We start from the raw sequence: 14,736 nt of genomic DNA, 5'->3' as shown, positions 1-14,736 counted from the left end.
TCCCATAAAAAATATGGAAATTGTATAAAATGAGTTCTTTAATTCTTAGTTTAATATCATCTTTATTGGTTGGCTTTTATATAAAATATCTCAAAATAGCTACAAAAAAAAATCTTTTTTTATTTATTTTATCAAATTATATAATGGCTAGTTTTCTTACATATTATATTTTTAATTTATCAATTTTAACTATAGATTTTAAAGTATTTGATTATAAATTAGTTATTTGTTTAGCTATTTTACTTCCCACTGTTTTTTATTTTTTACATAAATCATTAGAATTTTCTGGACTTGCAAAAACTGATATTTTTCAAAGATTATCTTTAATTATCCCAATAATTTTTAGTTTTTTATTATTCAATGAAGAATTTTCTTATGTAAAAGCTTTTGTGATAATTTTAACTTTTGTTAGTATTTTTTTGATTTTAGGCAAAAAATCTACTAATAAATCAATAAATATTTTTTATTTAATAGCTGTATTCTTAGGCTATGGGATTATTGATACTTTATTTAAATTAATTGCAACAAATAAAGACATAAATTTTTTAGAATTACTTTTTGTGATTTTTATATTAGCTTCTTTTATATCATTTATATATATTCTTATTTTTAAAGGAAAAATAGATATAAAATATTTTTTATATGGACTTTTATTGGGAGTTTTAAACTTTTCAAATATCTATTTTTATATCAATGCACATAAAATATTTTCACAAACACCAACTTTGGTATTTGTTACTATGAATTTGGGAGTTATAATTGGTGGAGTATTCATTGGAAAATATTATTTTAAAGAAATTCTATCAAAACAAGTTATATTAGGAGTTTTACTGGCTATTTCATGCATAGTTTTACTAGCTTTAATCCAATTAAAAATAATATAAAAAGTTAATATTCGTTAATATTTTGTAAACGAAAAATAAAATAGGAATAAAATGCTTACACAAAGTAAATTTTTCAAAGATGCATTGATATTGGGATTTGCAATATTTTCTATGTATTTTGGTGCTGGAAATATCATATTTCCACCATATTTAGGGCTTACATCTTCAAGTAACTGGGATTTGGCATTTATGTCATATTTTATAGCTGATATTGGTTTTGCAACTTTAACTATGTTTGCACTACTTAAAGCTGGTGGTAGAGTTGAAAATTTGACTCATAAAATAGGAACTATTGCTGGGATATTTTTAACTTCAGCAATTATTTTGTGTATAGGACCACTTATAGCACTTCCTAGAACTGGTGCTACTACTTATGAGATGCTAGTTGTACCATTTTTCGGTGCTTCTTTTTCAAATTCTCTTATAACTTCAATTATTTATTATAGTTTAATTTTGATTTTTACACTAAAACCAACAACAATGATAGAAATTTTGGGTAGATTTTTAACACCAGCACTTTTTATAGGTTTACTTATTTTAATAATTAAAGGAGTGTTTTTCCCTATTGCTGATGGTGAAATTGCACAAAGTGAAGCTACTACAAGTAATATTATATTTGATGGAATGTTAGCTGGATATCAAACTTTAGATGTTTTAGCTGCACTTGCTTTTGGAATTATTATTTTAAAAGCAGTTTCAGATAAAGGAGTTTATACAGAACATAATCAACAAATAAAACTTGTAGCTTATGCTTCTATTGTAGCGGCAATTTGTATATTTATAATATATTTTGGACTTACATATTTGGGAGCTACAACTTCGACAGTTTATGAAAGCAATATCGATAGAGCAACTTTGTTGAATAATATTATTTTCTCACTATTTGGAAGTGGTGGGAATTTGCTTTTAGGAATAGTCGTATTTTTAGCTTGTTTTACAACAGGTGCAGCACTTGTAAGTGTAACATCTGAATATTTTTCAAGATTGTCACACAGAAGAGTATCTTATAAAACTTTGGTTGTAGTTGTGACAATATTTAGTATAATTCTTACAAATTTTGGTTTAGAATTTATTATATCTATTGCTTTTCCGATTTTAACTGTTGTTTATCCTGCTGCTATTATTTTGGTTGTTTTATCATTTTTCGATAATTTTATAAAAAATGACAATGTTTATAAATTAGCAAGTTTTGCTGCTATGATATATTGTATTGTAGAAGTTATTTCTAAAAATATATTTGAGATTTCATTTTTAAAGATTATTCCATTTTATGAAATAGGGTTTGCTTGGATTATTCCTGCAATTGTTTTTGGGATAATAGGATATTTTATAAAACCTAAAAAAGAGGATTGATTATCCTCTTTTTGTTGTTTTTCTAAATTTATTTGTTTTTTTTGCTTTTTCTTGTTTTTGAGTTTGTTTTCTTGCTTCTGGTTTTTTTAAAGATAGTGGTTTTGGCTTTGGTTTTCTATTTCTTGGTTTTTTCTCAGTTGTTTCAAATCCATCAAGCTCTACTCTTGGGATATTTATTTTTAACTCTTTTTCTATTTCAGCCATAAGTTTATAATCTTTTACACTTAATAGTGTTATAGCAAGACCTTCTTTTCCAGCTCTTCCAGTTCTTCCAACTCTATGTGTGAAATCTATTATTGTTTCAGGTAAAGCATAGTTTATTACAACTGGTAAATCTTCTATATCTATTCCACGACCTGCAATATCTGTAGCTACTAATACTCTAAGCTCTTTTTCTTTAAATTTTCTCAAAGCTAAGGCACGACTACTTTGTCTTATATCTCCGTGAATACAAGCTGATTTTAATCCATCAAGTTCTAAATTCTCAACTAAACTATCTGCTTGGGCTTTTTGATTGACAAAAACTAAAGATTGAGAAAAGTTTTTTGAACCAATAAGATATGATAGAAGTTCTTGTTTTTTATCTTCATCTACTAATATTATTTGTTGTTCTATAAGTTTTACACTACTTCTTTGATTTGTTACTTCTATTACAACGGGGTCATTTAAAAACTCTTTTGCTAGTTTTTTTACTGTTGGATTGATAGTTGCACTAAACATCATAATTTGTCTATTTATACCTATATTTGGTAATATTTTTTCAATTTCTTCTAAAAATCCCATATCAAGCATGGTGTCAAGTTCATCTATTACAACATTTGTAACACTATTTAGATTTATTGTTCCATTTTTTAAATGCTCTAACAATCTTCCAGTCGTACAAACAGCTATATCTATACCATTTGTTATTTTTTTTTCTTGATCTTTTGCACTTACTCCTCCAAAAATAGCAACTCTTTTTATTGGGATATATTTCGAGTAATCATCTATTGCTTTTATGATCTGTTTTGCTAGTTCTCTTGTTGGAACAAGTATTAATCCTCTTAATACACTATTTGGATTATTTTCTTTCTCTTTTATAATTTCTTCTAAAATAGGTAATATAAAAGCACAACTTTTTCCAGTTCCACTTTGAGATATTCCTATAATATCACGTTTTTTTAAAGCTAAAGGAATAGCTTTTTCTTGAATAGCAGTTGGGGTTTCATATCCTAAATCATCTATTGCTTTTAATATATTATCACTTAAGTTTAAGTCTGAAAAAGTTTTTATAAGAAGTCCTTTTTTTGGTAAAATAATGTAAAAATTGTATCCAAATTGAAATTAGAGATAAATTTTTATAAAAAAACTTATTTCTTCTAAAATTATTATTTTCTAAATAATACTAAAATTAGGTAGAATTAACAGTTATCACTAAAAAATAATAAAAAAATAATAAAAAGTGTTATAAAAATAAGTTTTTTATGTTACAATTCCATAATCAAAATTACAAATAAGGTAGAAAATAATGGTTAAGTTAAGAACTAAAAGAAATTTACTTAGTATAGTTGCAAGCAGTTTTTGTTTAATAGGTGTGAACTTAAATGCTTTAACTTTACAAGAAACTTTAGTTGAAGTTATGAACACTAACCCAGTAGTTCAGGAGAGATTAAAAAACTTCAATGAAACACAACAAGATTTAGAAATTGTAAAATCTGAATGGTTGCCTTCTTTAGATTATAGAGGAAGTTTTGGAAGAAATAATGGTGGAGATATCAAAGATAATGGTAACTCAAAATATGATTATACAGCAAGAGATTCTACTTATAATCACTATACGAACTCTTTAAAACTTACTCAAAACCTTTTTAATGGTTTTAGTACAACAGAAAAAATAAACTATCAAGAGGCTAGAGTTCTAGGAGCAGCACATCACTATTTAGAAAATGCAAATGATATATCTTTTCAAATGACTGGAGCATATATAGACTTATTAAGAAGTTATCAATTGTTACAAAATGCAAAAGATAATGTTACTATAAATAAAAAAATTTATGAAGATGTACAGTCTTTATATGATCAAGGATTAACAACAAAATCTGAGATGACAAAAATTTATGCTTCATTGTCATTAGCAAACTCTAATTTAACAGTTCAACAAAATAATACTATGGATAAAGAGTTTAAATTCAAAAGATTATATGGAAGAACTGTAAATGTTGGTACTTTAGAAGTTCCAAATTTAAATTTAGCAATGCCTGAAAGTATCCAAAGAGCTACAATGGTTGCTATACAAAATAATCCATCTATGATTGTAAGTAACTTTAACATAAAAGGTGCTCAAGCTTTATATAGAGAGAAAAAAAGTAAATTTTATCCAACATTAGATATCGAAGCAGAACAAATTTTTAATGATGTTTCTCGTGATAACAATGGATATGATAATCCAGATGATAGACAAAAAATATATGCTGTAATTAATTGGAATCTATTTAAAGGTGGAGCTCATGTTGCTGATTTACAAAAAAGTAGAAGTACAATAAATAAAGAAATAGAATTGCAACGAGATTTAAAAAGACAAACTATTGAAAGTTTAGAACTTTCTTGGTCTGCTTACTCAATGCTTGGTAAACAACTTGAAGATTTATATAAATATTATGAATATTCTGAAGAGACTTTATCAAGTTATCAAAGTGAATATGAAATGGGAAGAAGAACACTTCTTGATTTATTATCAGCTCAAAATGATTTAGTGAGTTCTAAAGCACAAATTATAAACGCACAAATGGATAAGCTTTTTGCACAATATAGAATCTTAGATGCTATGGGTATGTTAGTTAGTTCAGTTTTAGATGAAAAAGATTATGCAAATGTTATTAAAGTAACTACAAATCCATTTGATGTAGTAGAAGATGAATTACCTGTTTACCTTGATGTTGATAAAGATGGAATTGTTGATCATTTAGATATTTGTGATAATTCTGTTGTTGGGAATGATGATATAACTCCTTATGGATGTAACGCAGAACAAAAAGATAGTGATTTTGATGGAATTCCAGATAGTAAAGATAAATGTCCAGATACTCCATTTGGTGCTGTTGTAGATGCCTCTGGTTGTCCTGTTGGAAATGAACAAAAGTTCAATATGACAAGTGGAGATTATATAAATAATATATTAGCTTACAATGAAGAAAGTCCGAAAAAAGCTCCAAAATTAGGAATTTATGATTATGAATTCAATGTGGCAGCAAATAAAAATATTGCATCAACTTCTTTAGATAAGCATTTAATGTATGATGATTTTGCTATGATTAAAAGATTTGAATTCTTAAATATGAGTGATTTAAATTCAAGTGATTTAGATAATATAGCAAAAACTTTAAAAGATTATAACGGTACAAATGCTGTTGTAACTTTAATTGGAAATACGAAAATTACAAAAGATAAAGAAGCTAGTTTCAATAAAGGACTAGAATATGCAAATAGTGTAAAAGATGAATTAGTAAATAGAGGTGTTGATGAGAAAATATTAGTTACTCAATCAAGAGTTGATTATGATAAAACATTCTTACAAACGGTTATGGGAGAGGGAAAATTAAATAATGTTGTTTATGCTTCTTTATATGTTCCAAAATCTACAAGTCTAGCTAATGATGATGACAATGATGGTGTAATAAATGATTTAGATGAGTGTCCAAATACTCCAGCAGGGCAAACTGTAGATGAAAAAGGTTGTCCAAGTGTTATAAATCTTGAAGTTTTATTTGAAAATGATTCTGCTAAAATATTACCAGCTACTTTAGGTAAAGTTGTAGCATTTGCAAAATATTTAGTTGCTAATCCAGAGTTCAATACACAAATTATTGGACATGCAAGTGATCTTCCTTCTAGTACAACAGTTAGAACGAAGAAAAATTCAGCAGAATATAATATAATGTTGTCACAAAAAAGAGCAGATGCTATAAAAGATGTTTTAGTGAGTAATGGTGTAGAAAAATCAAGAGTTTCATCTGTAGGTAAAGGGTTCTCTGAACCAATCGTTACAAATGAAACTGCAGATGGAAGAGCACAAAACAGAAGGATAGAAGCTGTTCTTATAAAAAAATAATATAAGGACACATAATGATAAATAAAAGTTTAAGAAAGAATGATACATTACTTGATTCATTAGTTCTTTATACAAGACTTTTCCACAAGCCATTTTCAGCTGAGTCTTTGCTTCAAGGTCTTCCTTTAGGAGACAATGAAGCAGACCAGCTTCTTTTTTCTAAAAATAGTTCAAAGTCAATGTTTAGTAGGGCTGCTGCTAGAGCAGGGCTTAAAACAACAATTATTGAAAAACCAATAAAAGATATTTTGAATCTTCAACTTCCTGTTATATTACTTTTATCAAATGAAAATAGTTGTATTTTAGACTCATTCAATGAAGATAGAACAAAAGCTAAGATTATATTTTCTGGTATTGATGATCCACTAGAAGAGTGGGTAGATGTTGAAAAACTAGAAGATGAGTATTTAGGTTATTCTTTTATGCTTAAAAAGGTTTATGAATATGAACATGATAATGGTAAAAAAACATTATCAATTGATAATCAAAAACATTGGTTTTGGAGTACTTTAGGCTTTTCTAAAAAAATTTATATTGATTGTATCATAGCTTCTATATTGATAAATTTATTTGTTTTAGCAACACCACTTTTTACAATGAATGTATATGATAGAGTTATACCAAATAATGCTCAAGAGACATTATTGGTATTTACAATAGGTATAGTCGTTGTATTTTTCCTTGATGCTACTTTAAAATTTGTTAGAACATATTTTTTAGAAATGGCAGGAAAAAAAAGCGATATTATTATGTCTTCTATAATTTTTGAAAGAGTTTTAGATATGCAAATGAGTGAACATCCAAAATCTGTTGGTTCTTTTGCAAATAATCTTAAAAGTTTTGATAGTGTTAGAGGATTTTTAACAAGTGCGACTTTGAGTGTATTAATAGATTTTCCATTTGCAATACTATTTTTGATGGTAATTGCTTATCTTGGAGGATTTTTAGTAATTGTGCCTATTTTTATAATAATCTTAATTATAATTTATGCAAAAATTATTAAAGACCCACTTAAAAAAAGTATTGAAGAAACTTATGAAGCAAGTGCTAAGAAAAATGGAATTTTGATTGAGTCTTTACAAAATATTGAAACAATAAAAGCACAAGGTATGGCTGGAAATGTTCAATATTCTTGGGAGGAATCAACAGGAGAAATAGCAAATAAAGGTTTGAAATCTAAACTTATATCTGCTTCAATTCCAACTGTAACTGGACTTTTAGTTGGACTAAACACTGTTTTAATAGTTGTTTTTGGAGTTTATTTAATCCAAGATTTTCAACTTACTATGGGAGGATTGATAGCAACTATGATACTTTCAGGTAGAGCTATTGCTCCTATGGGACAAATTGTTTCTTTAATTACAAATTATGAAGATACAAAACAATCTTTTAAAATGTTAGATGATATTGTAAATAAACCACAAGAACGTCCATTTGCAAAAGAGTTTGTAAAAATGCCTTCTATTAGTGGAAATATTGAGTTTAGAAATGTTAGTTTTAAATATCCACAAAGTGATGCTTATGCTTTAAAAGACGTAAGTTTTAAAATAAAAGAGGGTGAAAAAGTTGCATTTATTGGAAGAATAGGAAGTGGTAAATCAACAATTGCAAAATTGATTTTAAAACTTTATGAACCAGATGAAGGATCTATTCTAATTGATGGTATAGATATCTCTCAAATAGATCCTGCCGATTTAAGAAAAGGTATTAGTTATGTACCTCAAGATATTCATTTATTTAGAGGTACTATTAAACAAAATATATTAGGTATTCATAAGTTTATTGATGATAGATGGATGTTAGAGTGTTCTCAAACAAGTGGAACGGATGAGTTTGTAAGATTACATCCAGCAGGATATGATATGCCAATAGGTGAAAGGGGTCAAGGATTAAGTGGAGGTCAAAGACAAAGTGTTGGAATAGCAAGAGCTTTAGTAAATAATTCTGATATTTGGATGTTTGATGAACCAACAAATGCTATGGATCAAACAAGTGAATCTATTGTTCTTAATAATTTGGGTGAAAAAATAGATGGTAAAACATTGCTTTTAGTTACTCAAAAGATGAATATGATTGATTTAGTTGATAGAATTATTGTTATGAATTTTGGTGAAAAAGTTTTAGATGGTTTGAAAGAAGAAGTTATAAAAAAATTAGGTGGTGAAAAATGAGTAAAATAAAAGATTTTCTTAACAGTCCACAAGTTAAAAAATATAAAGATATTTATAAAACTTTTATGGATAAAGATAATATAGCTCTTCCAAAAACTCCATTAAATCAAAATGATTATGAATATATGAAGTCTTTAAGTGCTGCTGTTGTTTTTAGCTCTTCAAAAAAGCTTCATTGGGTTTTAATTTCATTTTGTGTAACAATGTTTTTATTTATAGTTTGGGCTGCATTTGCTGAAATTGATGAGATTGCAAGAGGAACAGGAAAAGTAGTTCCAAGTGGGCAAAATCAAATTGTTCAAAACTTAGAAGGTGGAATAGTTCAAGAAATTTTGGTAAAAGAAGGAGATACTGTTGAAAGAGATGAAATTCTTATTAGAATTTCAAATGAAAAAGGTACTTCAACTGCTATGTCAAATGAACTTAAATCTTACTATTTACAGGCTCAAATACAAAGATTAAACGCAGAATTGTCTCGAATTCCTTTTGAATATAAAAAAGTTGATAATCAAGAATTAAATGAGTTTTTAGACAATGAAAATGAGTTATATATAACAAATCAAAAACAATTAGAATCAAAGATATCTATTTTAAAAGAGCAGATAAAACAAAAAGAAAATGATTTAAAAGATGCTCAACAAACAATTTCTCATATGAAGTTTTCTGTAAATGCTATATCAAAAGAAGTATCTATGACTAAACCAATGGTTGAAAGAGGAATCAGATCTCAAGTTGATTTCTTAAAGCTTCAAAGAGAAGAAAGTGATGCTAAAAATAAACTTCAAAGTGTTACATTATCTGTTGATAAAATTACTTCTGAAATTGCAGAATTAAATAGAAAAATTGATGAAACAAATGAAGTAAATGATGCACAAGTTAGAGAAAAATTAAATGAAGCTGTAAATCAACTAAAAGATGTTGAAGCAAATAAACTAGCTTCAAGTGATCAAGTTGCAAGAACAGTTGTTAAATCACCATCAAATGGAATAGTTCAAAAACTACATATAAATACTATTGGTGGAAGTATAAAACCAGCTCAAGATTTGTTAGAAATAGTTCCAACAGACCATAAACTAATAGTTGAAGTAAAAATATTGCCAAAAGATATAGCATTTATCTATCAAGGGCAAAAAGCTATTGTGAAATTTTCAGCTTTTGATTTCTCTATTTTTGGTGGACTAGATGGGCATGTTATAAATATAAGTCCAGATACGGTAGTAGAAAAAGATGAAAAAACATTTTATATTGTGAGAATAGAAACAGAGAAAAATTATATTGGTGAAGGCGATAAACAAAAGCATATTATACCTGGTATGATAGCAGATGTTGATATTTTAACAGGTAAAAAGACTGTACTTGATTATATTTTAAAACCAATATTAAAAACAAAAACATATACGATGACTGAAAGATAATTAAATAAGGAGAGAATTTTATGAAGAAAATATTTTTATCTACATTTGTAGCCGGTTCATTACTTTTTGGTGCTACTATTAAAGATGGACATTTGGCAATAGATAATCAAAATTATGGACAGGCTGTAACAATTTTCCATGATTTAGCTACAAAAGGTGATGTAGAAGCAATGTTCAATTTAGGACTTCTTTATTTAGGTGGAGATGGAGTTAATCAAAATTATTCTGAAGCAAAAAAGTGGTTTGAAATAGCAGCTAAACAAAATGACACTATGTCTTTGTATAATCTAGGAGTTATTTATAATAAAGGTTTAGGTGTAAAAGAGGATCAAAAAGAAGCTTTCAAATATTATAATTTATCATCAAAACAAGGTTATTCACAAGCACAGTATATGGCTGGAACTATGTTAGAAAAAGGTGAGGGTACGAAAAAAGATCTAAAAGAGGCTTTTAACTATTTTCTAAAAGCTGCAAATCAAGAACATGCAAATGCGGCTTATAAAGTTGGAAAAATGTATAGATTAGGTGAAGGTGTTATAAGAGATGATAATGAAGCCTTTAAATGGTATGAGGTTTCATCTAAAAAGGATAATGCTTTTGCTCAAGCTAATTTAGGACTTATGTATAAAAATGGTATATCAGTTCCACAAAATTATAATGAAGCTTTAAAATGGTTTGAGAAATCTGCAAATAGTAAAAACACTTTAGGACAATTAAACCTTGCAAGTATGTATCATAATGGTTTAGGAGTTCAAAAAGACTTAGTAGAGGCTTTTAGATTATATAAAATGGCTGCAGATGATGGAAATAATTCAAATGCACAATTTAACGTAGGTCTAATGTACTTAAAAGGTGAAGGTGTAACTCAAAATAATGAAAAAGGATTTGAATATTGGACGAAATCTTCAAATCAAGGAAATGAGGTAGCTAAAAAGAATTTAGATATTCTTTGTAAAGAGTCACCAACTGTTTGTAAAAAATAAAATAATTTATGATTATTTTATAAAGTATTTATATAAATTATTTTATAATCAAAAATTAAAATTAGGGGAGGAGTAGTGATTTATGAAAAAATTGGCACTATTTACAAGTTCTGAACATATTTTAAATAGATGGAAAACGAATCTTAGTGATTATGATTGCATGGTTATTAGTAGTTTTGATGAACTATTGAAAATTAAAGATGTCTTGGTTGTTTTTAGCACTTGTGTTAAATTAAAAAGTGAAGATATAGTTATAGATAATTTATTGAAAAATAATAATAAAGTTTTAGTTTTAGATAGTTCTCCAAAATTAGAAAATGCTCAAAAATGGTTATCTCTTGGTATAAATGGATATGGAAATAGTTTTATGAGTAATATTTATCTAAATTCAGCTGTTGAGTCTATATTTAATGATTTGATTTGGATAGTTCCTGAAGTTACTATGCAACTTTTAAAAGAGTTTTCTAAAACAGCAGTAAATAACGATGATACAATACTTAAAGATTTGACAAAAACAGAGTATCAAATTGCTATTTTGTTAAAAAATGGATATTCAAACTCTGAAATTGCTGATGAATTGAGAAGTTCTATAAATACAGTAAAAACTCATATTAAAAATATATATTTTAAGTTAGAAGTAAATGATAGAGTATCATTTATAAATCTTTTTACAAATAAAAGCTAGGAAAGTTTCCTACTTTTATTACTCCTTTTCACAGCTTCAATTATAGATAGTTTAGCTTTGTTATTTGTGATTAATTAAATAGCCAAAATTTAATCTAGCAAAATTTTAAGACTTTTTACACTAAAGAGTCTTAAATTATCATTCTTTAAAGTTTTTAGTTCATTTGTAAAGCCATTTTTTGCAAAAAGAACTACAATATCAAAATCTATATTTGTATTTTTACAATCATCTAAAAGTTTATTTAGTTCACTTTTTTTAATCTTTGCTTCTGTATATTTACAAGTTCCAACTATGATTTTTCCAGAAACTGTTTTTGCAACTATTGGAATTTGTATTTTTTCGTCCCAATATTGACCATATTGTTTTATAGAGTCTTCAATAAAACTATCTTTTAAAGAGGCTAAAGATAACTCTTCAAATATAAAATCATTAAAATCAGATTCTCTACTTTCAAATTTTTTCTTAAATTCTTCATAGTTTCCATCTTTGATTCCTTTATAAATAGGAGATATAAAAGCAAACCAAAATCGAATAAAAGGATTTGTAAAGATTAGTTTTTTTGCAACTTTTGAGTCACTTCTTTTTCCTAAAAGAAAGTTTTGAGAAGAGTCTATTTCTATAATATCTTTTTCACAAAGAGAATCTACACATTTCATACCCTCTTCAAAACTCACATAAGCTCTTTTAAAAGCATTTGTTGTTTTTCTATCTCCTAGTGCTATTCCTGAAAGAATTGCACTATCTACATGGTATCCACCTGTTAGATAGTTTATTTCACTTTTGTAGTAGTTGTAATTATTTAAAATATTTTTTTCTATTAGTTCTATAATAGGTTTTGTTGTGTCAATTTTTATATCAAGTCCACCAAATACAGTAAAATATTTTATTGCTATTTGCATATTTTCTATATTATTTGCTTTACAAAAAATTTTGAACTGCTCTTTTATACTTTTATCTAATATAATCATTCGTTTTATCCTTTTAATCCTTTTCTCATGCTTTCAATCAAGTTATCATCAGCTTTTGTTTTACTAAATAATTCAAATGCTAAAACACCTTGATACAAAAGCATGTCCTCTCCGCCTTTGATTTTATTATCCAAACTTTTCGCAAGAGCCAAAAATGGAGTGATTTTTCCATAAATACAATCAAATGCAAAAGAACTCTTATCTAATACTTCATCTAAGATTTCTTTTGGTGCTGGTAACAAATCATCTTTTAGTCCAGCACTTGTAGAGTTTACAATTAAATCAAATTTATTTATTTGAAAATTTTCAAAATTAAAAGCTTTTATATTGTGATTTTTAAAAAACTCTAGTTTCTCTTGGCTTCTATTTAAAACTGTTACATCGATGTTTTTTTCTTGTAAAGCTAAAGCTATTGCTTTTGCTGTTCCTCCAGCACCTAATATTAGCACCTTATATATTTGTTCAAAACTTTCAATAGCTTTTAAAAATCCAGGTGCATCAGTATTATAAGCAATTACTTTATCATTTTCTAAAATATAAGTATTTACAGCTTCTATTTTTTGTGCTATTCCTTTTACAATATCAGCATTTTTAAAAGCTTTTTCTTTGTGAGGAACAGTAATATTTGCTCCACTATAAGCATTTTTTAGAAACTCTTCTTTTATTAAATCACCATTTTCTAAGTGATGTTTTTCATAAAGAGCATCAAAGTTTAGATATTTAAAACCTGCATTTTGCATTTGAGGTGATTTTGAGTGAGCAACTGGGTTACCAAAGATACAAAACTTTTTCATTATTCACCTTTCTTTGCATAAAAATTAAATAGTGGAAAATCTCCATAATCTCTTTTATAAATAAAAACTCTCTCATATAAGAATTCTTTAAATCCTACTTTCAAAGATTCTTGTTCTAACTCTTCTTGTGTAAATCCAAAGTGATAAACTCCAGCATTATTATGTTTTTTATGAAAAGTTCCATCTTCTTTTTCTAAGTCATTTATGCAAAGATATCCACCATTTTTTAGTGCTTTAAAACTTTTCTCAAAAAATATTTCAAAATTTTCTATATGGTGAAGTGACATAGAAATGACTATCAAATCAAAACTATTCTCTTCTAAATCATCATTTAAAATATCGTGTTTTAGTGCTTTGATATTTGATAGATTTTTCTCTTTTGCTTTTTTATTAAACTCTTCTAACATTCCAGTTGAACTATCAAGCCCTAAAACTTCATTTGAATTATTTACTAATTCAAAAGCTATAAGTCCAGTTCCACAACCATAATCGAGTATTTTTTTTATTTTTGTAAAATCTAAATTGTCTTTTAAATGATTCAAACAAGCTTCACTTTTATCATGGCTTAGTTGTTTTTTATCCCAATCTTTTGCTCTTTCGTCAAATCTACTCAAAATCCTATCCTTAAACAAATTTTGGCTAAATTATATCGAAAGCAAATAAAAAGAAGAAAAAATGAAAATAATTTATGATTTTACAACATCAAAAGATGGAAATTTAGCTTTTCATACTGGTGATGATAAAAACAATGTTATAAATAATAGGCAAAAATTATCTTTAAAAATTGGTTATGACTATGAGAAATTAGTTTATATGAATCAAACGCATGGGAACAATGTTGTAAAAGTTGATGAAAACTCTCCAAAATTGATAGAAGATTGTGATGGTATCATCACAAATTGTAAAAATCTACCTCTTATGGTAATGGTTGCTGATTGTATTCCTATTTTAATGTTTGATGTTAAAAAAGGAGTTGTTTGTGCTATTCATGCTGGAAGAAATTCTACTTTTCTAAAAATAGTTCAAATTTCAGCAAAAAAGATGATAGAAGAGTTTGCTTGTAATAAAGATGATATAAAAGTTATTTTAGGACCAAGTATTCAAAAATGTTGTTATGAAGTAAGTCCTGAATTAGCTTTGATTGTAAAAAATTCTTTCGGAAATGAGTTTGTAAATAATAGAAATATCGATTTACAAGGAATAAACAAAAAACTTTTATCTGAAATTGGAGTAACAAATATAGAAATATCCAATATTTGTACAAAATGTTCAAATAAGCCATATTTTTCATATAGAAAAGATAAAAACACAGGAAGATTTGCAGGGATTATAATGATAAAGGATTAATCTTTAAAATGTTAGAATCCAAACTTTATGTAAACAAAATGGGATAAAA

The 14,736-nt window shown here is 26.8% G+C and carries 12 protein-coding genes; 8 read left to right on the top strand and 4 right to left on the bottom strand.

What is annotated here, in order from left to right; all coding sequences use genetic code 11:
• Positions 1-29 precede the first annotated feature (29 nt).
• Positions 30-884 carry an EamA family transporter gene (locus CRU91_RS01770; protein WP_113892772.1) on the top strand — a complete coding sequence of 285 codons (855 nt, stop codon included), beginning with the start codon at positions 30-32 and terminating at the stop codon, positions 882-884.
• A gap of 51 nt (positions 885-935) precedes the next feature.
• Positions 936-2,237, top strand: a complete 1,302-nt coding sequence (gene brnQ / locus CRU91_RS01765; protein ID WP_113892770.1) for a branched-chain amino acid transport system II carrier protein — start codon at positions 936-938, stop codon at positions 2,235-2,237.
• On the opposite strand, the gene CRU91_RS01760 is transcribed toward brnQ, so the two are convergent.
• A complete protein-coding gene (locus tag CRU91_RS01760; protein ID WP_113892768.1) occupies positions 2,238-3,428 on the bottom strand; it encodes a DEAD/DEAH box helicase in 1,191 nt (396 codons plus the stop codon).
• A gap of 316 nt (positions 3,429-3,744) precedes the next feature.
• Here CRU91_RS01760 and CRU91_RS01755 point away from each other — a divergent pair, with 316 nt between their 5' ends.
• The 5 genes from CRU91_RS01755 to CRU91_RS01735 all read left to right on the top strand — a co-directional run bounded on the left by CRU91_RS01755 (position 3,745) and on the right by CRU91_RS01735 (position 11,578).
• Positions 3,745-6,324, top strand: a complete 2,580-nt coding sequence (locus tag CRU91_RS01755) for a TolC family protein (protein WP_113892766.1) — start codon at positions 3,745-3,747, stop codon at positions 6,322-6,324.
• A gap of 14 nt (positions 6,325-6,338) precedes the next feature.
• Positions 6,339-8,495 (top strand): type I secretion system permease/ATPase, encoded by a 2,157-nt coding sequence (locus CRU91_RS01750; protein ID WP_113892764.1) that lies wholly within the window; start codon positions 6,339-6,341, stop codon positions 8,493-8,495.
• Entirely contained in the window at positions 8,492-9,910 is a 1,419-nt protein-coding gene (locus tag CRU91_RS01745; protein ID WP_113892762.1) for an HlyD family type I secretion periplasmic adaptor subunit, read from the top strand. The genes CRU91_RS01750 and CRU91_RS01745 overlap by 4 nt, the downstream gene beginning before the upstream one ends.
• Positions 9,911-9,930: 20 nt before the next feature.
• Entirely contained in the window at positions 9,931-10,893 is a 963-nt protein-coding gene (locus CRU91_RS01740; RefSeq protein WP_113892760.1) for an SEL1-like repeat protein, read from the top strand.
• 82 nt (positions 10,894-10,975) lie between these two features.
• Entirely contained in the window at positions 10,976-11,578 is a 603-nt protein-coding gene (locus CRU91_RS01735) for a response regulator transcription factor (RefSeq protein WP_113892758.1), read from the top strand.
• A gap of 89 nt (positions 11,579-11,667) precedes the next feature.
• Here the strand turns inward: CRU91_RS01735 and CRU91_RS01730 are convergent, their stop codons facing one another.
• The 3 genes from CRU91_RS01730 to CRU91_RS01720 are packed head-to-tail and all read right to left on the bottom strand — an operon-like array spanning position 11,668 to position 13,954.
• Complete coding sequence (locus CRU91_RS01730) at positions 11,668-12,546, bottom strand: DUF234 domain-containing protein (RefSeq protein WP_113892757.1); 879 nt, start codon at positions 12,544-12,546, stop codon at positions 11,668-11,670.
• A gap of 5 nt (positions 12,547-12,551) precedes the next feature.
• The gene (locus tag CRU91_RS01725; RefSeq protein WP_113892755.1) at positions 12,552-13,340 is read right to left on the bottom strand and encodes a shikimate dehydrogenase; all 789 of its coding nucleotides are present in this window, start codon (positions 13,338-13,340) and stop codon (positions 12,552-12,554) included.
• Positions 13,340-13,954: a class I SAM-dependent methyltransferase gene (locus CRU91_RS01720; RefSeq protein WP_113892753.1), complete on the bottom strand. Its 615-nt coding sequence runs from the start codon at positions 13,952-13,954 to the stop codon at positions 13,340-13,342. The genes CRU91_RS01725 and CRU91_RS01720 overlap by 1 nt, the downstream gene beginning before the upstream one ends.
• 61 nt (positions 13,955-14,015) lie before the next feature.
• Here CRU91_RS01720 and pgeF point away from each other — a divergent pair, with 61 nt between their 5' ends.
• A complete protein-coding gene (pgeF, locus tag CRU91_RS01715; protein WP_113892751.1) occupies positions 14,016-14,687 on the top strand; it encodes a peptidoglycan editing factor PgeF in 672 nt (223 codons plus the stop codon).
• Positions 14,688-14,736: the final 49 nt, after the last annotated feature.

Source organism: Aliarcobacter vitoriensis (assembly GCF_003316695.1).
Lineage (GTDB): Bacteria > Campylobacterota > Campylobacteria > Campylobacterales > Arcobacteraceae > Aliarcobacter > Aliarcobacter vitoriensis.
This window is presented reverse-complemented; position numbering and strand designations above follow the sequence as displayed.